We start from the raw sequence: 20,842 nt of genomic DNA on the forward strand, positions 1-20,842 counted from the left end.
CGTTATGGCACATATTCGCTCATTTTCAGACCGGACGCTCCCATTCTCGCTCCTTCAGGCGGAACCGTGATTCCGATCAGACGGTCGATCTGGAACATGCCGTCGTACGGATACGTAATCATCAGCTCGATTCCATGCCCGCGATGCACCGGCGAGGAGGGAAGGGTCGCATTCACGCCGCTCGTGGAGGAGACGAAGTACTCCAGGTTAGCGGTTTGAAATCCGTGCTGCCGCAGCCGCTGACGCGACGCCTCGATAGCCGACTCGTCCACATAACCGTGAGAGGCGTTCGCCCCGACCTCTAGCATGTAGTCGACTTCCTTTTGCAGCATAGCCTGCCTGAACACGATGATATGCTTATACGTAGGCATGAACATCGCCCAGCACAAGATCGCTGCGAATAACACAAACACGAGAATTTGCTTCATAGTCCGGGCACCCCGATTACGGATTGATCGACTGAATCGTCCCGTTTATGCTGCCGCCTGTGCTTCTTGCCTTCCGCTCCATTCCGTCGCTCCCTCCGATCGTCCCCGAATAGATGGCGATGACAGTTATAACGAGCATGACCGTAACCAAAATATGTCGCATGGCGTTTCCTCCGGGCGGCGATCACGGCCCTGCTCTCAGCGCGGAAATGTCGGTATTGGCGGTTTCTCCCTTGGTCTGGATGTTGTTGCGCATTCCCGTACTGCCGTTGTTCACAATGTTCGTAAACAGCAAGGCAACGACGATCAGCATCATAACGGTTATCAATATATTTCTCACAGATGCATTCTCTCCTTTGGTTTTTGGTGTCTCCGTCCTAGTGGAGCGAATCGAACAGCTTCTGCCCTTCCTGAACCCACGGATAAATAAAAATGCGAAACGTGTTCAAAATCGGAATGCCGGCGATGACGAACAGTACGTACGAGGTCGATTCCTTCCGGCTGTCCTTCGCCATATCCAGCTTCTCTTTATAGTCCTGGATTCTGTCGCGCAGCAGCATGTAGTAGCTGTCGTGCTCGTTCAGACGCAGCGAGTTGATCGTTTCGGCAAAGCTGTACGCTTCCTCCGTACCGAGCCGCCTTTTAAACCGCTTGATCGCCTGTTCCGCGTCCTCATACCATTCGTTCAGCAGCAGCTGCAGATCCGGCCGGATTTTATGACAGAACGGCAAGCAGCAGCCGAGCTTCGCATGAAGATTCATTTTGGAGCCGTTATAGTAGAGCAGTTGATTGCTTAGCGTGTAGATTTCCCGCATGATCTTGTAAGTGCGGTGTTTGCCGAGCGACTCGAGCAGTACCCGGTCCATCGCAAACAGCACGAGCACGATTAAACCGGCCACCAGCACGTACACCGGCTCGATCCAAGGCAATCCCCACGCGCTCCGCAGCCCGGAATAGCCGAGCGCCGCAAGCGCTGCGCCGAGCAGAAGAAGCACTCTGCGCATCAATTCGTACAGCAGCGGGTTGAAGCGAAGTCCGCTCTCCAGTAGCAGCCGCTCCTTCCCCGACGCTTCGATCCACCTCTCCGATATGCCCGCTATCTTCAGCACAAAAGCCGGTATCGTCCGGCGCTGAACAAAACGCTTGAAGGCGGCGAACCTCCAGCGTCTTCTCCGGCGGGGCAGTGAACGCAGCGTAAACAGTACAGCAGTAAAAATGGCGGCGAACAGGGCGCCATGCGCAAGCGCCTGCAGCCATAACAAATGCCGGGATTCCATAATCATGCGGCTTGTCCTCACATTCTCCGAATCGATAAATAAATGCCCATCAAAATCGAGGCGAAAATAAGCAGCAGCCCGTCCAGCAGCATGTTGCGGCCGGCCGGATCGACGATGTAGTACAAGTACGCGTTCTCGGGATTGATCTTGAAATTAATAAATAGAAATAAGAGCAAAAACAAGATCGACGAAAAATTGGCGAGCCGTATTTCCAGCAGCCGGTTCCGCTCCGCCTGGTCCGAGCGCTGCGCTTTTCGCATATCCGTTATCAAATCCTTCAAGCTGTCGCACAAATCGTTTCCTTCCAGAATCCCTACCCGCAAAATGTTCGTAAAGTAATCCGCCCACATATGACCGAGACTGAGCGAAAACACTCGCAGACTGTCCTCCGTGTCCCGGCTTGTGGTCAAATTCCGGTACAACTGTTCGAATACAGGCTTCATTGCCGGCTGCATCCGGTTTTCCTCCAGCGTTACTTTAAGCACGGTCCGGATGTTGCTCTGCCCGAGCGCAATGTAGTATTGGTAGAACAGCTCCACGGCCGGCAAAAAGTCGAGCCTGGCCTTCATCTGCAAACTAAGCAAACGCATCCGCAGCGCCAAATAAGGCAGCAATCCGAGCATGCCTCCCGCCGACAGTACGCCCTTGGCGTTGCCGAAGCAAACGAATCCGCCGACGATACCAGCGAGCAGCAGCAGCACGGAGACAAACAGAAACGTCCCGATGTGGACCCGCGCCTGAATCGATTCCAACAGATCGGCCAAATGCCGGTACAGCCAGTTGTACCGCATGGCCAGCTGCGCCACTCGGTTGGCGAAAGAGCCGCGGCGCACGTAATTCAGCCGGTAACGCGCCACCGATCGGCGCACGATCGTTTGCAGCAGCCGGTTCAGAAACAAATACGCCAGCATAAACAACAGCAGCAGAAACGAGCTTTTGACGATCACGATCAGCATGAGTCGACCATCCCCATCTCACGAAGGATTCGGCAGCCGTCCGGATCGTATTTCATCATCCGCAAAACAGCCCGCCCGGAAAAGCGCTCCGGAAACTGCCAAGCCCCGCTGGCAAAATCGTAGCGGACGATATCCCTAACCTTCACCTCCCCGTTCTCATAACCGTATTCTCCGATTCGCAGCAGCTTCCGCCTGCCGCCCGCCATCCCCATCTCGAAGCCGATCTGGGTCACATATTCGGTGATTCGCTTCGTCAGCCGCCCCGGGTTCATCCCCCGGCCGTCCAGCATGCACATATCGGTAATCGCATCGGGCGCATCCTCGAGCTCGTTAACATGCACCGAGGTGATACTCCCTTCATGACCCCGCGTGCACGCCCGCACATAAACGTTGGCGTCGTCGTCGCGAATTTCGGCATGACAGATTCGTTTCGGAGATTGCCGCAGCGCAAGCTTGAACGCCTGATTGCCGCAGTGGTGTTCGTCGTCTTCGCTCACCTCGTATTCGATAATGTTTTTGTTCGGAAAATCTCGCTTCAGCATAAGCTCGTACCTGGACTCGATCGTGACGATCCGCTCGTGGTCGGGCAGCTCGGCTATGAGCGCCTTGATCAGATTCGTTTTGCCGGAGTTGGTCGGTCCGATGACGACCATATTGAAGCAGCTACGCAGCAAACACAGCAGCACCGTTTTGATCTTCTCATCGATCGTCTCGTATTCGGGCTGGCAAAGCGTTTGCAAATTGTAGTAGCGCATCGTGTAGAACCGAATCGTCATTGTCGGCTCGGCGGTAAAGCCGAATCCAGTCAACGTCACTCGCGATCCGTCCCGCAGCGAAACTTCCGCCCACCGTTTGCGCGGGTTGATCACTTCGTTGTTGAACAGCACCAGGTTTTGCTGGATCCGTTCAACCTCCTTCAGATGCTGGAATTTATGCGGCGACGGGGTCGCCTTGCCGCCCCTCACCTCGAAAATGTCTTTGCCGACGACCTGGATTTCCTCCAGTCCGTCGCGATCCCGCAGCAGCAGCTCGAGCACATTCAAACCGATTACCTCTGCGAATACGGCTTCGGCAAGCGTCGCATAACGCCGGTTCGAGGGCACGATATGGTTCATTCTCCGCTTCGCCAGCTGATCGTTGATGATCGCTACGAAGCGGATCCGTTCTTCCTCGAAGCCGAGCACCGCGCGGTTTAACGATTCGCTGTACTGCAAGCGCTCCTCTTCCGTTTTCCCGCGGGAAGCGACCAAATACGTCCGGATATCCTCGACGCAGCGCTGAAACGCCGGGTTCTCGTCTTCCTGTAGCGCGAACGACTCGGACTCGGATGAACCGCCGGCCGGCTGCCTGTCTCCACGCCTCGCGATGGAATAGGCGAGCACCGAAAACTTGCGCTCCGTCAGCTCTCCCATAAGGTCCTCCTTGCTTTTCCGGTTTTGCCTGTCCAGCGGCCGAGCCATCGTTTGAGCGGATGCGCCTTCACTATCGCCTTCGTTTCGATGCGGCCCAAAGCCGCCAGTACCGTAACGATTTCATTCAAATCGCGCGCGAGCGGATGCGGGCCGAGCAGCAGGTCCAGCAGCTTCCCTTGATTAACCGTATCGGTCAAGTCCGCATATTTGCCGACCTTGCCGATCAGGGAAAGCCCGGTTTCCTTGCGAATATCCTGGTGCCGGATGCCGGCGGGCCCGCCGCTCTTGTCGGATTGGGTCAGGATGAGATCGAACGATTCGGCGTCAAGCCCGATCACCGGGCACAATCCGCGCAGCCACCGGTTCGCATCCTCCTGAAAGTGGGTCAGTTCGGGCGTCGTCACCATAATGCGGGAGTCGGCCCCGAGCAGCGAGCATACCGTTGCCGCGTTGTCCCAATAGGCGTTTACTTCGACGATACATAGGTCGAATGCCCGTTTCGCCGTTTGCAGCAGATGCTCGATATCTTCGGCCGTAAAAAATTCCGCCTGCTCCCGCAGCTGGTTGCCGAACAACACGCGCAGGTTCGGTACGCCCTTAACCGCTTCGCAATAAGAGCGGAGCCGCTCCGGACGCAAGCTTTGGGAACGGATCTCGGCGCGGAGATGGTCGAGGCTGCCCTCTGGCTTTTCGATGCCGATGTAACGGTGCAACTTCGAGCTTTTCAGATTAAGGCATATATAGGCAACGGACCGCTCTGTGCGGCATGCCAGACCTACAGCCGCCCCGAAGGCGACGAATGTCGTGCCGATGTTCGGCGTCGAGCCGACAAATACAAAGGTTTGCCCTCCGCTGTCGTTCAGATCCCGCGCCTCTCCGTAACAGTTGAGATACAGTGTGCCGCATATCGCTTCCTTCGTCCGATGTGGAGGAACATACTGCACGCCGCTAACGATGCAGGCCTTGATCCATCGGCCATTCTCAGCGACATCGTGTTTGTCCGACAGCAGCACGGTTAATCCGGCTTTCGGACAATGCGCCTTGAACTGCTCGACGTAATCGCAAAAAAGCGAAAGCCCGAAATACCGGTCGGACAACACAATATGCTCTACTTCGGCCGCAGTGGGAGAGGCGATCAGCGCCTCCGGCTGCTGGAACCACAACGCCTCGTCGCCGTCGCGGATTTGGCCGGACAGCCATTCTTGAACGAGATCTTCATCCTGAGTAACGAATGCGATCCGCACCCCGATCACCTCTTTTCTTTTCTAAATACCGCATCATCCGAAAGCGACGTGGCCGAAACGGCGATGACCAGCTTGGCCTTTTTCGTCCGGCACGCCTTGTCGATCGCAAGCCACTGCTCCTCGGTCAAATTCAGATTAATCTGATCGATCGTCCCGTTCGCCTCCCGGCGGGAGGCATACATTTTCTCCGTATCGCCGTTCACCCGCGAATACAGGTTGGGCGACTTCGGATTGTCGACCTCCACGTTGGCGGATGATTTCACCGAGGCGACGGTAATTTCCTGATCGAACAGACGAGCAGACTCGCCTTCGCCCCCGGATAAGTACAGCCGCACCTTATCCCCCGCCCGGATCCCTCCGGACAACGACAAAATATAATCTTTCGGAATTTGGAACGTCGCTTGACCGCGCGAAGGAAGCAGATGGTATTTGTCTACCTTCCAGGACAAGATCGGCTCGTTCGTTCCGAGCGGAACGACGGACTCCAGCCCGACGAGCTGCGACGCATCCATAAACATTCCTTCCTCCAGCGAACCGGCCAGCACGGGCCGAAACGCAAGCATCCCGGCCTCGATCATCGTCCCGGCGGGAATGAAATCTTTCGGTACAAGGACGTTAACCGTCTGTTGCAACTCCACCTGCCTCAGCTGCAGCTTGTATACGCCGTAAACGAGAAAAGCCGCCAACAGCGCCGCCGAGAAGCTGATCAGCAAGTTTCGTTTTTTGTTCACCTGTTCGCCCCCTCTCTCCGTAACGACGAAAAAGGACGCAAAACGGTCGGTTGCCCGATCGCCTGCGTCCTTCGCAAACGTTGCTGGATTTATTTAACTACATAATACCATAATTGAGCTAAAATGTAAACTATTAAACTATCATTGCCTGCGGTGCACTTCGACCGCTTCATTGATGTTGCCGATGATTCGAACCGGTACATCCTCCCGTTTCACAACGCCGTTCGCATACCGGATTTGAAAGTGAATCGGCAATATGCCTTCGGGGATGCCTTCCGTAGCTGACATAAACTTGTCGTCGAACAGTTTGCCGTCAAAGCGGGTAAGATCGTCGCCAGACATATCCAACAGTATGGACGCCGCAAGCGCGTTCCCGTCGATTCCGGTCGTCTCGATCCAGGCCTTCGCCTCGCTGACCGGCGCGGGTGAGCTGAACGTTCTCACCACGAATATTTCACCGGAATAGAAATCCTTCGGCACCGTCGTCGTGTTATGTCCTTTCTGCTCGTGAATGGCTCGCCACTGCGGCGTATGATGCACCTCGGAGGTGATCGTAAGCGGAAGCGCTTCAAGCACCTTTGTTACGCGGCTTATCGCAAACCCGTCGGAGACGGTTAAGGTGACCGTATACGAGCCTGGCTCGGGGAACAGCTGAGTCGCGTCTGTCGTCCCATAAGTACGAACCTGACCGTCCGGCAGGCGGATCTCCCACACCGACGTCAAGGCATCGCCATCGGGGTCCGTCGATAAATTATCCAAGTATACGGTATCTCCCTCCCATATCGGCTTCGGCATCCAATCGAAGTCGGCCACTGGCGGCCGGTTCGTAAGCAGCCATTTATCACCGGACCATGGCGACCATACGTACCCGTCAAAGACTCTTACCCGGACGCGCAGCTTCTGTCCGGCCGGAAGAGCCATGGCCACCAGATGGCTTTGCGTCGTCGCGCTTGTATACTGGGAAGCTTCTCCGGAATCGTAGACGATCGTCGTATTCGCTTCGTTCACGATATGGAGCTGGTATTTCAAAAACACCGTGCCGGGATCAACGTCCCATTGGTTCCACGTAATCGTCGTCGGCGTCGGACCTTCAATCGTCGGGTTCGCCTGCGTGCCGGACGGGTACGTGACGTCAGCAATCGGCGTCATATTGATACGCAGCCAGCCGATGTTCGACCAGTCCGACCAGACGAAACCGTCGAATACTTGCACGTGCACTTGTAAGGGTATGCCGTTTGGCAAATCAGACGTCGGTGTCATGCTCTGGCTCGTCGCCTGCGTCCATTGGGCCGTGCTGTAGTCGTAGACGAGCGTTCCGTCCTCTTGCATGATCTGAACGCGGTACTGCTGGAATACGCCACCGTAGGCGAGATCCGGGTCGTACTGATTCCACGAGATCCCTGGGCGCCGGTTATCCTGAACCAAGTTCGCCGCTTCTGCCGACAGCCCGTTCGGGAATGTGAGCACAGCCTTTGGCGGGCTGTTGACGATCATCCAGCCGATATTCGACCACCCCGACCAGTCAATTCCGTCACTAACTTGCACCTGTACCTGGTATTTTTGACCAGGCGTTAAACTCGTATCTAATTGCCACTCTGCATAATTCAGCGTCGTGTTTTGCGGTTTAATACCGCTGTCACGCAAAACGTTGCCCCATTCGTCTTTTACAATGACCCGGTAAGCCGCGAATGTCGTTCCTGGATCAGAATCGTATTGATTCCACTTGATAACCGGCCGTACCGTATCGATGAAGGATGGATTCGCCTCGGTGCCGTTCGGGAATGTCAGCGCAACGGTCGGCGGCGTATTCGGGAACGGCATCGTGACCGTAACCGTTTGCTCGGCCCAATCCGACCATGCGCCGTATTCGTCTTTTACGGAAAGTCTCACGGTGTACGTTCCCGACTTCGCCGGCCGCGTCAGTTTTCCGTATTGTGTACTCCCATCCGGATCGGTATAGCCATAACGTCTTTCGACAACACCCCGAGTTGCGGCATAGTCAATCCCGGTTGGCTCCGTCGAATAATGCCACGGCGCGAGCCAGCGGTCAGGGTCGTAGCTCGTATCATTCCAGGCGAACGTATAATCCGGATTTTGACTGATCGTAAACGATGCGATCGGTCGGCGATGTACGATTACGTAATTGACAGCCGGATCGGAACGTTTCCGGAAGCTCTGATACAACCAATTCGGGTACTGATATCCGAGTGGAGCTGGATCGTCGACTTCCGAGTAATCGATTTTGTAAAGACCCACCTTGTTTAATACAGGCAGCGTGCCGGTCAATTTGTAATTGATATAGGAGTTGGCTGCATTCGAATCGGAATAGCCATCCCCCGCGTTCAAAAACTTCTCCGGCGCCGTGTTCGTATAGATCCATTCCCGAAGGTCCGGAATCGAAGGGTCATTCTCCGGATCAGTGTACGTGGAGCTGTACTTGATCGTCGTTCCCACGATCACGATGCCAGCAACATCCTCGCTTGCGGCCTTGTATGATTCCGTTCGGAAATTCTTCATGTAAACGTTAGGTACATTGGAGAATAGCCCGACTTTGCCGCTGGAATAGGAGCCGTCGTATACATCGATTAACGGTACGCCGTTGACGTATACCAGAATGTGATCCCGTTTTGCTGTCACTTTCAGGTTCGCGTATTGACCAGCGAGTAACGGGTTGGTCTGCTTGCCCAAAATCGTTTTCGTTCCATTGACGATTTTGGATAGGATGACGCCCTCCGTTGTCAGCTCGGCTTCGAATTTGTTCCGGTGATCCTGCTCCCGGAAGGCGACGCCTGCGCCGTTATACTCGCTGAAACTGTTTTTGTAAAAGCGTACGGAAAGCGAGATAGAGCCGTCGTAAAAGTCTTTATACCTGTCGACAAGAGTTCCGAAAGAAAATCTTCCGGCGTCGTACGTCGTGTTTGCTGACAGGTTCGAAGTCGTCACTTTATTACCGCTTGGGATTATGGCAAAACCCTTTCCGTCGCCAATGGGCCGGTAGTTGTTCGTTGCAGGAGGTAGAGACATTGTATATAGATTCTGACCGGTCATCACGTCATATACATTTGCCGTGCCGCTTGATACAGGCAAAATGAATTTACCGTCTGCTGCGAGTGTTCCCGTTGGAGTAAATTCATACACCCCATCTCCAAACGGTGGAGTCGTTATCTCCATTACGGCCTGCAAGGTTTTCAGATTATACAGCACATGATGATAGATGTAATACGTAGTGCAATCACTTTCACATCCGTCATCCTGGTAGCTGGTCCAATAGTAATAATAGATGACTTCGTTATAATTGTTCTTGAAGTTCATTCCGCCGTACCCATTCGTCCATTCGGCTGGCGTTGCGCAGCTTGGGAAACATGTATAACTCTCGATGCCGTTATAGCCGGAGAAGTCCTTTTGGTAGAGCTGTCCTAAGTAAGTGCCCGTGTTGTTGTCGTAAATCCCATCCGTTGTAATGAGCTTGGAATTATCCTCGCTGATATAGGCGATTCGCAGCATCGGATACTCCTTATGCTCGATACGAGAAGGCGTGTTATACAAGTTTGTATATGTTTTAGCGTAATTGGTCCAGATGACCGTCCCGTTTGAACTTAATTTTTGCAAAAAACAATTATAAACGGTGACCATCCATGCGTTGCCGTCATCCTCCCAACCGATTTGATACTCATAGCTTGTACAAGCTAACGCGTAGAAGTTGCCCTGCCGATCTCGAGTTTGTGAAATATACGGTTTTGTCGATCGGGTCCCGTTCACATCAAAGTTATACGGTACGTTTGCCGGCTCCTCTTGTATTCCGGAATCGTCCACCCAATTCCCAGGAGGGGGATTGCTCGGAAGCATATACTGTGCATATTGATAAGGAGACAGCCATTGCTGGACGGGCTTTACTTCCGTGTAAAAGGGTGTAAAATTGCCAGCAGCAACATCCGATAGCCTGTAATAGTTGTCCGTGACGTTTTTATCGCCGGTCGAACATCCCATGTAGGAACCGTTACACATCCCCTCAGGAGACGCATAGGATCGTAGCCATAACATTTCCGATGTTGAATTAAACTGAATCTCGTATATTTTCTTGCTGTTCGAATCGGACATGGTTTTAATGGTGTTGCTCCGGATATCGTAGAGCTGTAACTTATACCCATAAGGGACACAGGCCCCCGTACACATCATGTGATTGAACCCGTAACCGGCCCAAAAATTTCGGCCAACCCGATGCGTGATAGCTTCGCTTATGTTTAGGCCGCCGGATGGTGGAATGGTAGCTCCTATCGACATCGAGTTCGGATCAGGCGCACGATAGAGCATAGGGCGATCCGGTACGGCCAGCGCCCCCTCCGCTGCGTTAAAATACATATCCGTATCCCGATTTTGGCTATAATGATCCTCCACCGAATAAAGCGACCTGTTAATTACCATGTCCTGCAAATTGTAGTTGGTAACATCAACGTCCGGAGGCTGCGGCTGCTCACCGAAAATCGAAGCTTGTACAGTAGGAGCTTGGTTGGAAATTGAAAAGTAGAAATCTTTGCTTGCCGATTTGCCCCAATCTTCTTTCACAAACACGCTCAATTTGCAGCTGCCGACGATCGGCGCCGAAAAGGTGAACATACCGGAACCGTCTGGAGTGACATTGTAGGCCGGGCCGTCATAGCTGCCGTTCAAATTTGTGTCGCATCGGATCACGTCCGAATGCTGAACGATCACGTCTCCGTCCGGACTAAACGAGCTGTCGATGAATGTCATCGGAACACCGCGTATGCCCGCAGAGGGATACGAGACGGAAACGACAGGTGGCAAATCCGGCTTGACGAATATCGTTTTGCTGGCCTGGGCTTCCGGCCGGCTATGTAAGCCTCCACTATCGACAACATCAAGGGTTACCGTGTAATAGCCCGTTACCGGATACATATCGCGCTTATCGCCGCCCCAAATACAATTGGAGATCGTACGATCCTTGAACGGGGTATAGCTATTTGCGCAGCTGAACGGCTGCGGAATCGGTCTGCCTTCGATGGCCCCGTCGCCCCCGGTGATAACCGGGATCGGGTCCGGTGACACGACGTTCAGCGATGCAAATTTGCAGCCTGCATCCGCTCCGCGAGTATCCTGCGCGCACACCTGGATCTGATGCGTCCCGAGCACGTCCGCCTTTATCAGTCTATAATGCTCATCGTATTCCCAAAAATCCCGATCCACTTTGAGCTGTCGTATCCAGGCGCTCGGGCTATTCTTGAAATCAAAATAGTAGATAATGCCGTCCCCGTCCGGATCGTACGGCGTTGGAGGATTCTGCGTGATATCGTGAACAATACCGAGATCCACATAGCTGCCGACAATTACCTCTGTAATTTCGGGAAAACCGAATGAATTGCCGCCAGCGAACCATCCCGGTCTAAAGACGGGAGGGAGGTTATCGGTTGGCACAATAATTTCGAAGGACTTCGGACCGACCACCTTCACAGTTTCACATGATGTGGTGATCTGCATCGTCACATCGACACGGCCGCCGCCGATCCCGGCCGGGTACGGAGGGCCGCTCAGTCCGCCAGCGTACACATTGGCCCCGGCATTATCCTTGTACACTTTGCTGCCTTGCGTCGAAGTCCAAAGCAATTGAGCCAGCGTACACGTATTCCCGTTTTTCGTTCCTTTTACCGTTACATTTTCCGGCAGATATACTTGAGCTTGCCCGTAGGTCATCGAGTTTGGATAAAAAAACTTAAAATCCCCGGTAATAACTTCCGGTCCATCATTCCCGCCTGGATCTGGATCGCCGCCACCCGAGCATGAGGTTTTAGCTGTAAAGGAAAACGATTTGCTATTATCCGCGGTGTTTTTCTCTCCAGGAAGACTATCCACCGTAACGACGAACGTTTTCGACTCCGCAGCCGTAAACTTGTACAAAAACTCCCCTTTTTTCGTTTCTCCTGCTGCAAACCCGGAGAAGGGGATCGTTTCAATTACCGTTCCATCGACGGTTACTTTCAGGTTAAATGGACCGGAGTATGCCGCACCGTAGTTCGTAAAACTAACGTAAAAGCTCATGTTTTTGCCAACTTCGATACAGGCGGCGGGTACCACTTTGAGATCCGATACATCTGGCTCTGGAACCAAATTATCCTCGTAGGTTACGGTAATATGGCTTGGATGAAGGTAGGTTTTGCCGTAGATATCGAAAGCGAAACTCCCGAAATACACCATAAGACGTGCTCCCGGCATAGCTAAATCTTTGATAGCTGAACTTGGGGGAGCCTGACCATCGTTTGGATAATCGTTGAAAGTTTGATTGTACTTGATTTTAAAACCACTACCGACTTGAAGTAACTGTGCATTACTAATTGGATTGGTTGATGATGGTCCTTCGGAGGTCCCGAATGTGCCTTCCGGACCAGTAATATTGGTTTGATTATCTTGTACTGTTGGATTGCTAAAACCAGTAACCGTGACATAATTATCGTCAACATAACTGCTATCGTCAGTTCGGTAGTACCCTTTATCACGCGTAGCCCCAAAGACGACGGTTGCAGAACAGGAAGGGAATATCGGCATGGACACCCCGCCGATACTCTCCGTCGGGCCTGACTCACAATAGACTTCCTCTTCTCCACCAAACTCGTCAGGTTGCTTCGCATACCAGCCCTTTTTCGCACTCGTATTGCTGTAGCGATACCAAGCAAAGTATGTAAGTGTGTGAGAATTGTTCTTTGACAAGACATCGAAAGATTTGCCTTTTGTCGGTATACTACCAGACCAACTTGGCTTTCCAACGGCTTCGGCAATGGTTTTCATTGTGCCGTCACCATCGATATACTCCACTTTCTGTATTTTCTTTCCTGCAACAAAATCTATGGTAACGCTAGGGGTTAGATTTTGTTCTACAGAATAGAACTGCCAGTTTGCTTTTCCCTCATAATCCAATGCAGCCGTATCGGTAGTCTCTCCTGCTGCCCATGCTTTAGAACGCAATCCCGGTATCATATAATCCAGCGGGATTAATCCGAAGGCAACCAGAAATAAGCAGAATAGGGCAGTCCATCTTTTGTATGTTCTGCGATGCACATGTACACCGCCTACTCAATAACTTTAGGAGCGAGCAAATCAAAGACTTCTATTGAATTGGAGTTAACTGGAGGAATTGCAGGAACCATTAGACTTAGTGATATGTAACCACGGGTCTGCACCCCATGTTTTGGAATTATCATCGCGTTAGAGATTTGGCTATTCGGCTTATAAACCCATGCAAATTGATTGAGTGTTCCTTCCCGTGCTGCTTTTGAATCGCGTGACTCCAAACCGTTTAAATAAAAATTAAGACCACCTATAACACCGCTATACATAGTCTTACTCTCATCCTTATTGAACTCCGTATGCGATTCAACGATGAACAAGTAGCTTTGCGGATAATCAGATACATTGAAATAATTATTCCCTCCGCCCCACCAAACAAGGGACTCCACATCCCCCAGGATATTTCGATTCGGGTCATTCGGATCTTCGAGATCAACGGCGACGACGCGATCGACAACGGCTTTATACAAGCCGTCCGGCGTTTCGTTGGTCAAGTTGTCGACATTCCACGGACGGCCCTTCCCTCCAAAAAACTCCGGCATCACTGTGAAAATATTCGTTCGCTTTAAGGCAAGCTCAGCATTTGCGACAGCATACTTATCGATTTCGAGATTCATGCCGCTATTTGCAGCCAATATCCGTTCGATGATGGTGACGGATTGCGCCCGTGTCGTCGTTTTATCGGGTCCCAGCTCCCCAGCATCAAGTCCCTGCAGGAGCCCCTTTTTCGTGGCGTTATACATTACCGACCGGTCATCGATAGAGACTTCCGGTTTCTGCAGCGCTGGATCGGTCGCACGGACGGCGATACGGGCCATTTCGAGCCGCGTCATGGCGCGGTCCATCCCTTCATCCTGGAATTCGTCCTTCCGCTGAAATCCCAGCTCGATGGCCTGATTCACATAGGTGTCGTACCAATTCGAAGATGCCTTCGCCATTGCGGCAGCAGAAGTTGCAGTTGCAGGAATAGCGGTCGTTTTGCTGCCGACTGCCGTCAATACCATTTTGAGAAACTCGGCTCGGCTGACTTCTCGCTCCGGACGAAACGTCTGATCCTCGTATCCGTCCACATAGCCAGTTTGTATCGACTGGCGAATGGTAGCTTCGGCCCAGTGGCCGGAAATGTCCTTCAGCGCAACTTGTGCAGCAGCTGACGTCGGATTCGTAGGGGCCGTCGAAACGGCCCGAGCTGGCCGGGCATCACAAGCCGTGGACAGCAGCAGGATTGATAAAACGGTAATAAGTGACTTCTTCATGAAGCATTTCCCCTTTTTAAGTAGATACTGACCGTATTCCCACGATTGCCCGTATTTTTACGATTCCTTCGCCCAATGGGGCGAACGGTCTGCAAACGACGCCCGCTCCGTTCCAGCCAGATTGGCGAGCAGTACAGGAGCGGCTATTTTTTCTACATCATTCATCTCCCTTTTCCTGGTCATGTTTTTACCCGTAGTATCACACGGAATCCCCACCTCCGTCCACAATTTTCCACAACAGCCAACCTTTGAAGCGGATTAGCCCCAAACAACAAAAAACGCCACTACCCGCGTCCCTTCGAACGCAGCATAATGGCGGTGCTTCCGCATACAATCATATATTCCAATATTTAACACATAACATGAGTAGTGTCAAGCACTTCCTACAAAACCATACCCCCAAAAGCAACACGTCTCTATCGCAAAAGCGGAATACGCTCCCGGTACTTGGCGATAAGATTTGCATTAAACTCATCCGCTCCGTCGATATTGCCACTCAGAAAAACCGGCGGTTCCACTCCCCGTTCGGCCAACTCGGCGATCGCTTCTGCGAAGACAGCATTCAGTACGGCCGCACCTATAACTGTAGAGGTAGGAGCAAACGGTACCGGAACCCGCTCATGACGCAGCGCGGCATCGCCGGCAACAGCGTGGTTGTCGATCACGAGATCGACCGCATCGGACAAGCGCTTGCCGCTTGTATGCCGGGATGGTTGGCTATGCGAATAAGCAATGGACGTAATTCCGATCGTATACGCCCCTTTCCGGTTGGCCGCGAGCGCCACATCAACGGGTACCGGATTACGCCCGGACGTCGACAAGACGAACATGACATCACCCTCGCGAATATCCTGCCCCTCCATGAACGTAGCGGCAAGCCCGTTTTGCCGTTCCAGCTCCGAAGACCGGACCGCCCCCTCGTGCAGCATAAGCGGCTCGTAAAAGATAGGCCGAATCGGAACGAGTCCTCCCGCCCGGTAAAACACTTCCTCCGTAAGCAGATGCGAATGACCGCAGCCGAATAAGTGCACGATGCCACCGCCGTCGATGCAATCCGCAACCTTTACTGCAGCTCCCTGCATATGGATTTGTTCGGCGGCCAGCACCTTGTCCAGCATCGTCCCGATCGATAGGAAATATTCTTGTATCACGGTAGTCCTCTCTTTCTGTCCTTGCCTAACACTAAGAAGAACCTAGTCGAACCGGAAGCCCTGTTCCTCCAAGTAAGCCCGCATATACGCTCGCGAGGGGCGGCTGAATTTATCCGCCATCTCCTTCGACCATGTCGTATTTCGTTTGCCCTTCGTACGTTCGATATAATAGTCATGCACCGTGGCGTCATACTCGGCAATCGCTTCCGACTGGTTCTCAGCCTGATACACTTCCCGATGCAGCACAGCCCGCAGTGGCAAACGGGGCCGAAGGCTCGACTCGTGATCGGGGTAGCCCACGCACATGCCAAACAGCGGATACACGAGCTCCGGCACGCGCAGCAGCTTCGTCACTTCCCGCAAATTGTTGCGCAAGCCGCCGATATAAACGATGCCAAGACCTAGCGATTCCGCTGCGACGGCGGCATTTTGCGCGGCCAAGGCGGTGTCGACGGTAGCCACGATGAAATTTTCCATCGTGCCGGAGATCATCTGAGCGCCCTCCCTCTCGCACGCAAGCCGGTCCCGGCTTAAGTCGGCACACCATATAAGCAGCACCGGACACTGCTCAACATGCTGCTGGTTGCCCGCAACGGCAGATAGCGCAAGCTTCGTCTCCGGGTCGGTCACGGCGATTACGCTGTACGCTTGCACATTGCTGGAGGTCGAGGCCATCTGGGCGGAGCGAACGATCGCTTCCAACACTTCCTCGGATACAACATCCGGCTTGTACTTGCGAATGGAACGATGCCGCTGCAACAGCTTGATTACATCGTTCATATATAGTCCTCCGCTTTTCCAGGTACACCCAGCCCCCGCAAAATAAAAACGGCGGCATCGCGGTACATGTTATCGAAAGTCGGAACACCGTCGCTCAAGATAGGCAGGAAGTAGTCAGTATTTTTATGAAAAAGCAGCGCTCCCATAATGAAAAACATCGTATTGTCCAGCGAGCGGAAATGAAACACGCCGGACTGCCTGCCCTGCTCGAGCAGCTCGCGCATTTTGAGCCAAACCGGAAAAATATTTTCCTGTATCGTCGCCACTCGCGGGGATTGCTTGAAAATTTCTTGTTGAATAATAATCACAAGCTCCGGATCGTTCAGCCGGAAGCGAGTTACCTCTTCCACGAGCTTCTTGATGCCGATGACCGGATCGCGGAGAAATGGCTCATACGTCTCAAGTCGATTGCCTGGAAAAAACATCTTGAACATGGCGCCGAACATATTGTCCTTCCCGCCGAAATGGTACGAGACGAGAGCCACGTTGGCCCCCGCCTCCTCGCATATTTGTCTGACCGAGGTGCCGTCGAATCCTTGTCTTGCAAACAGGCGCCTGGCGGCCAGCAAAATTTTCATCTTCATATCTTGTTCCGAAGCAGACATGTGCATCCCCTCGTACGGTTGTCTTTACTCGCCCTTTGGCATCGTTATGCCTATTATGGCGGTTATCCGTTCAGTTCGCAAGCTTCGGAGCGGCGGGGGCATGTGCGGGTGCTTTGTCTTTTCTGAGGCCGACTATTAGCGAGCCGAGCACAAAGGACACAACCGCAATAGCGGCCAGCCCGGAGACGGCTCCCCCGATGCCAGGACCGCCGAACAGCAGATCCATATTTCCCTCAACTGCATAAGTAGCGGGCAAATATTGACTCAGCGTGTAGTAAAACCCGGACAGCAGCTCCCTCGGCACCATCGCACCAGACGATACGAGCTGTGCGGACAGCATGATGATGTTAATCAGCATGCCTGCATTGCCCAGCAGCAGAACGAATAACTGCGAGAACAACATGAACGTAAACAGGCAGATCGCCTCAAATCCCCATAGCTCCATAAAACCGTGAACCGTCTGACCGCCGAGCATCAGCACGAAGGAAGCTCCAACGAGCGAGGTTACGATGGCCGCCGCAGCGTTCAGTATAACGCGCGCGCCGAATTTGTACAGCCGACCTATCTGCACTCCGATCATCTGGGAGGATTGCTGAAAATTCATCCCCATAATCATCGAGCCGACATACGAGGCGAGCACAAGCATCATCGGAACCATCTGGTTGTTCATCCCGGATACCGGGTTCATCGATTGAACCGCCCCGGTCACCTTCTCCGAAAGTGCCTCCGCCGTTCCCTGCGCCTGTGCTGCCGGAACGTTCATTTGCGTGAGCACCGCCTGGGCTCCCGCCGTAACAGCCTGCTTATTGACCATAGCCGTCACGCTGGAAGATACACCGGTCATGATGCTTTTGATCAAGGCCGGATTCGATTCGTTGACCCAGTATTCCAGCTCGCCCTTCTGTCCCGGCGCTTGCAGCTTTTTGGAGAAATCCGCCGGAATATGAATCACCATCTGCACGTCGCGTTCGTTCAACTGGCGCTTCGCTTCGTCCAGAGCCGCTTCAGATGATAGCTGGAAAGGCAAGTTGCTGCGAAGCTGGTCGGCAAGTTGCTTGCCGAGTCCCGCGTCTTCATTGACGATGGCTATTTTCAGTTTGGACGCACGTTCCGTAACCCCGCTGTAGCCAGTCATCCATACGATGCTAAAAATAAGCTGGAACATAATCGCCGTCACGATGCCGATTTTCGTAGGCGTTTTTTGCCAAAATGCTCTCAAGGCGTTTCCCATCGCCGTTTCCCCCATATTCGCTCATCTTAAACATTCGTTTTAATTAAACGTTTGTTTAATACAATAACAGCAAAGGGGGATTGCTGTCAACTATGGATACGGCGACATAAGAAGAAAGAAGCAACGACAGGCAAGCACCGAGTAGCTTTTGCAATACCCCGATTTAATTAAAGACAACATAGTTCTTCAGATCTGACCATTCCATAATTTGATCCATGTCTGCAATCTCAATACGAATGAATGGCGAAGCATTTATGATAAACACAATACGTGTCTTATAGCTCGCTCCGCTCACTCCGTCCCTTTTCATTCCTTCGGTCTTCAGAGTAGAGCCAGATGTTCAGGTGTGAATTCAGCTTCACTTCTGAATATCGTACCCCTTTTATTTAAAGCGCTAACGCGATAAAGAACACAATAGACTCTTGGGGGCTTTTGTACGGTAAAGTACCCGACAGAGTAACGATTCTCACATGCTCCTATGGGAGATCCCCTGTATTTCCCACACAGGACCGCATGTCGCGTTTTCCATAACATCCATCCGTAGCTCTCATCCATATCGCATGTCGAAAACCCGGTACCCCGAGTGGTTACAGGCGATAGAAACGGGGCAAATCCCCAATTCTATCCTCGGAACAGTCGAACGGTCTCCGAAGGATAGTAGCGCCTACCTACGACGATTTCCGGGCGTTCTACGCCCAATTCGTCGCCAGATGGCGGATTACGGGAATCAATCCACCATCACCTTCATTTGGGGTTCAAGCGAAAGCGTATAAAAGCTCACGGGGAGCGGGATGACGCCCAACCGTCCGCCGAGAGAACTCGCTATGTATTATTAAATCCAGAGAAACGCTCAGGGTGTGATCAAGCACAGATAAGCCCCGCTCCAACAATTAGCCGCCTGATTCATTCGGTACTGGGTGGGGGTAAAAGAAAAGACCTTGAGGATTATTGCCCCAAGGTCAGAAAGAAATTCATTGAAAAACAATATGAAACAAGAACGCTTTTTTATTGTCAGTTGAAGAGAGCAAGTAATACTCGACTGAATTTTCTTTATCTTCCCTGACATAGAATGTTGATTGATATTCAACAAACCTCACCAATAAAGCAAAAATGGTTTTGGCCCCGTTCAAGCTAAACTCCTTTAGTTTAATCGCAACGTTGAACTGATTGTCATTATAATTAACTGAAAAATCCGCGATACTATTTTGTCTTTCAAAAAAATCAGTTGTCTCAGACCAAATCCCTATCTCATATTCTGTATTTAACGTTTTTGATAATTTTAGCAAAATATCCTTATTCATTTCTCGTTATCACTCCAAACATCATTTTTTGGGTTTAGGAATATATATACCACCCTCGGCAGGAGAATGGACAGAAACAATTCCTCCACTTTCGTTAGTTACAACCTTATTACCACGTGAGTCTGTATACTCCCAAGTTTTCCGTCCTTGATCATCAACCCTACTTGTTCTGTTCTTTTTGTTGTTAATGATGATGTTATCAATAGTTTGAGGAGTAAAGCCTCTTTCATTTGCAGGTTGAGCGCCATGCTCACTAAATGAATGACCACCAGGAGTTTTATCTCCTGTGTTAATACAATTAGTATTATGAACCCAAATCCCAATATCCGTTACATGATAGGTGTGGAAGTCAGTAACCGTGAAGTTGTACACCATAACTGGCTCATCCAGTTTAATGAACTCAACCTTGTCAATGGTCAGACTGCTTCCATCAGCCTTTTGAAGTTTATCGCCTACTTGCAGTTCATCTTCAAACAGCCACTCTTTTCCTTCCACCTAGAACGGATGGTTGTCGGTCGTCAGCCACTTTCGGTCAAGTACACCGCCAACGCTCTGCCGTATCCACCCACGTCCTCTAAGCCGTATACGACAGACATGCCTTTCTTCGTGTGCTTCTTCACTTCCTTCACAAGCAGAGGAAACGCAGACGGCTTGTTATCGAACCTAATTTCGCCCAACTTCTTGTTCCAGCAGTCGATCATTACGGCGGTATGGTGCTGCTTATGTAGGTTAACGCCAACATAGATCGTTCGATCAGGCTTCGTCATTCTAACCGCTCCTTCTATCGCGTTGTGCCGAATTGATGAACGTTTCTCGCTATACAGCTGTCACCAGTCAAGTCCATAAGCACCCTCTCCAGCAGAATAGGGTTTGCGATAGGCGGACACGTAAGCTTGCATCGTCAGTTCGAGCGGATCAACCGCAAAGACACGCCAGCAAAGTCCTACGTTCCCCCATCGCCTTATCGACCTTCCTGTTTCAACTGCACCGCGAGTACCGTTTTCTCTATTCGCACTTGCCAAAGTTCGCTTCGATGTTCATCGGTATAACCGTAAATCCGTTGGACGATGACTTTCGCCGTCTCCAGATCTATCTCGCGGTCTTTTCGGTACATCGTCTCCAGTACCGCGAATAAACAGATTTCCCCCGTTTGGATTTGCCGGAGGAGCCGATCTTCTCGCTCAATTAACGCTTCGTACCATTCATACCGGTCACGCTGTTCCTCCACGTTTAACCCTCTCCCCATGACCACGTTCCTTAGTGCCACGAAGTTACTAGATTTTGGTAATTCCATCTAGCGGCAATCATAGTACGCGAGCATGGAGGAGTTCAAGCTTTATTTTTTTCAAAATTAAAGTGCAGCCACCTTTATTCATCCCCTCCACAGTCGGGACAA

The 20,842-nt window shown here is 52.0% G+C and carries 17 protein-coding genes and 1 pseudogene; all 18 read right to left on the reverse strand.

The window, feature by feature from the left end:
• Nucleotides 1–2: 2 nt before the first annotated feature.
• The 18 genes and pseudogenes from D7M11_RS28855 to D7M11_RS28930 all read right to left on the reverse strand — a co-directional run bounded on the left by D7M11_RS28855 (nt 3) and on the right by D7M11_RS28930 (nt 20,674).
• Nucleotides 3–428 carry a hypothetical protein gene (locus D7M11_RS28855; protein ID WP_120750742.1) on the reverse strand — a complete coding sequence of 142 codons (426 nt, stop codon included), beginning with the start codon at nt 426–428 and terminating at the stop codon, nt 3–5.
• A 16-nt stretch (nt 429–444) separates the two neighbouring features.
• Nucleotides 445–591, reverse strand: a complete 147-nt coding sequence (locus D7M11_RS36570; protein ID WP_158606882.1) for a hypothetical protein — start codon at nt 589–591, stop codon at nt 445–447.
• A 21-nt stretch (nt 592–612) separates the two neighbouring features.
• Nucleotides 613–768, reverse strand: coding sequence for a hypothetical protein (locus tag D7M11_RS36795; RefSeq protein ID WP_168928330.1), 156 nt, complete (start codon nt 766–768; stop codon nt 613–615).
• A 37-nt stretch (nt 769–805) separates the two neighbouring features.
• Nucleotides 806–1,711: a hypothetical protein gene (locus D7M11_RS28860; protein WP_120750743.1), complete on the reverse strand. Its 906-nt coding sequence runs from the start codon at nt 1,709–1,711 to the stop codon at nt 806–808.
• Between the two features lie 11 nt (nt 1,712–1,722).
• Nucleotides 1,723–2,661, reverse strand: coding sequence for a hypothetical protein (locus D7M11_RS28865; protein ID WP_120750744.1), 939 nt, complete (start codon nt 2,659–2,661; stop codon nt 1,723–1,725).
• The gene (locus D7M11_RS28870) at nt 2,655–4,073 is read right to left on the reverse strand and encodes an ATPase, T2SS/T4P/T4SS family (protein ID WP_120750745.1); all 1,419 of its coding nucleotides are present in this window, start codon (nt 4,071–4,073) and stop codon (nt 2,655–2,657) included. Before D7M11_RS28870 ends, D7M11_RS28865 begins: the two co-directional genes overlap by 7 nt.
• Nucleotides 4,061–5,317: a CpaE/TadZ family protein gene (locus tag D7M11_RS28875; RefSeq protein WP_120750746.1), complete on the reverse strand. Its 1,257-nt coding sequence runs from the start codon at nt 5,315–5,317 to the stop codon at nt 4,061–4,063. Before D7M11_RS28875 ends, D7M11_RS28870 begins: the two co-directional genes overlap by 13 nt.
• Before the next feature lie 5 nt (nt 5,318–5,322).
• Nucleotides 5,323–6,048 (reverse strand): SAF domain-containing protein, encoded by a 726-nt coding sequence (locus tag D7M11_RS28880; protein WP_120750747.1) that lies wholly within the window; start codon nt 6,046–6,048, stop codon nt 5,323–5,325.
• A gap of 141 nt (nt 6,049–6,189) precedes the next feature.
• On the reverse strand, nt 6,190–13,032 hold the full coding sequence (locus D7M11_RS28885) for a glycoside hydrolase family 78 protein (RefSeq protein ID WP_338042519.1): 6,843 nt from the start codon (nt 13,030–13,032) through the stop codon (nt 6,190–6,192).
• Between the two features lie 92 nt (nt 13,033–13,124).
• Nucleotides 13,125–14,378 (reverse strand): S-layer homology domain-containing protein, encoded by a 1,254-nt coding sequence (locus tag D7M11_RS28890; RefSeq protein WP_120750749.1) that lies wholly within the window; start codon nt 14,376–14,378, stop codon nt 13,125–13,127.
• Between the two features lie 416 nt (nt 14,379–14,794).
• Complete coding sequence (locus tag D7M11_RS28895) at nt 14,795–15,529, reverse strand: SIS domain-containing protein (RefSeq protein ID WP_120750750.1); 735 nt, start codon at nt 15,527–15,529, stop codon at nt 14,795–14,797.
• Nucleotides 15,530–15,571: 42 nt separating this feature from the next.
• Nucleotides 15,572–16,309: an oxygen-insensitive NADPH nitroreductase gene (nfsA, locus tag D7M11_RS28900; RefSeq protein WP_120750751.1), complete on the reverse strand. Its 738-nt coding sequence runs from the start codon at nt 16,307–16,309 to the stop codon at nt 15,572–15,574.
• Entirely contained in the window at nt 16,306–16,914 is a 609-nt protein-coding gene (locus tag D7M11_RS28905) for a TetR family transcriptional regulator (protein WP_120750752.1), read from the reverse strand. The genes nfsA and D7M11_RS28905 overlap by 4 nt, the downstream gene beginning before the upstream one ends.
• A 70-nt stretch (nt 16,915–16,984) precedes the next feature.
• Nucleotides 16,985–18,145 carry a YhgE/Pip domain-containing protein gene (locus D7M11_RS28910; protein WP_120750812.1) on the reverse strand — a complete coding sequence of 387 codons (1,161 nt, stop codon included), beginning with the start codon at nt 18,143–18,145 and terminating at the stop codon, nt 16,985–16,987.
• A gap of 971 nt (nt 18,146–19,116) precedes the next feature.
• Nucleotides 19,117–19,446 (reverse strand): hypothetical protein, encoded by a 330-nt coding sequence (locus D7M11_RS28915; RefSeq protein WP_120750753.1) that lies wholly within the window; start codon nt 19,444–19,446, stop codon nt 19,117–19,119.
• Between the two features lie 21 nt (nt 19,447–19,467).
• Nucleotides 19,468–19,941, reverse strand: coding sequence for a polymorphic toxin-type HINT domain-containing protein (locus tag D7M11_RS28920; RefSeq protein WP_120750754.1), 474 nt, complete (start codon nt 19,939–19,941; stop codon nt 19,468–19,470).
• Between the two features lie 32 nt (nt 19,942–19,973).
• Nucleotides 19,974–20,213, reverse strand: a pseudogene (locus D7M11_RS28925) (IS110 family transposase); the annotation flags it as partial.
• Nucleotides 20,214–20,407: 194 nt separating this feature from the next.
• Nucleotides 20,408–20,674 (reverse strand): hypothetical protein, encoded by a 267-nt coding sequence (locus D7M11_RS28930; RefSeq protein ID WP_120750755.1) that lies wholly within the window; start codon nt 20,672–20,674, stop codon nt 20,408–20,410.
• Nucleotides 20,675–20,842: the final 168 nt, after the last annotated feature.

This window comes from Paenibacillus ginsengarvi, from assembly GCF_003626695.1.
In the GTDB taxonomy this organism is placed as follows: domain Bacteria; phylum Bacillota; class Bacilli; order Paenibacillales; family NBRC-103111; genus Paenibacillus_AB; species Paenibacillus_AB ginsengarvi.

Coding starts and splice junctions, on each gene's coding strand:
- D7M11_RS28855 (WP_120750742.1), bottom strand. CDS start 428: ATGAAGCAAATTCTCGTGTTTGTGTTATTCGCAGCGATCTTGTGCTGG.
- D7M11_RS36570 (WP_158606882.1), bottom strand. CDS start 591: ATGCGACATATTTTGGTTACGGTCATGCTCGTTATAACTGTCATCGCC.
- D7M11_RS28860 (WP_120750743.1), bottom strand. CDS start 1,711: ATGATTATGGAATCCCGGCATTTGTTATGGCTGCAGGCGCTTGCGCAT.
- D7M11_RS28865 (WP_120750744.1), bottom strand. CDS start 2,661: ATGCTGATCGTGATCGTCAAAAGCTCGTTTCTGCTGCTGTTGTTTATG.
- D7M11_RS28870 (WP_120750745.1), bottom strand. CDS start 4,073: ATGGGAGAGCTGACGGAGCGCAAGTTTTCGGTGCTCGCCTATTCCATC.
- D7M11_RS28885 (WP_338042519.1), bottom strand. CDS start 13,032: ATGATACCGGGATTGCGTTCTAAAGCATGGGCAGCAGGAGAGACTACC.
- D7M11_RS28890 (WP_120750749.1), bottom strand. CDS start 14,378: ATGAAGAAGTCACTTATTACCGTTTTATCAATCCTGCTGCTGTCCACG.
- nfsA (WP_120750751.1), bottom strand. CDS start 16,309: ATGAACGATGTAATCAAGCTGTTGCAGCGGCATCGTTCCATTCGCAAG.
- D7M11_RS28905 (WP_120750752.1), bottom strand. CDS start 16,914: ATGTCTGCTTCGGAACAAGATATGAAGATGAAAATTTTGCTGGCCGCC.
- D7M11_RS28910 (WP_120750812.1), bottom strand. CDS start 18,145: ATGGGAAACGCCTTGAGAGCATTTTGGCAAAAAACGCCTACGAAAATC.
- D7M11_RS28915 (WP_120750753.1), bottom strand. CDS start 19,446: ATGAATAAGGATATTTTGCTAAAATTATCAAAAACGTTAAATACAGAA.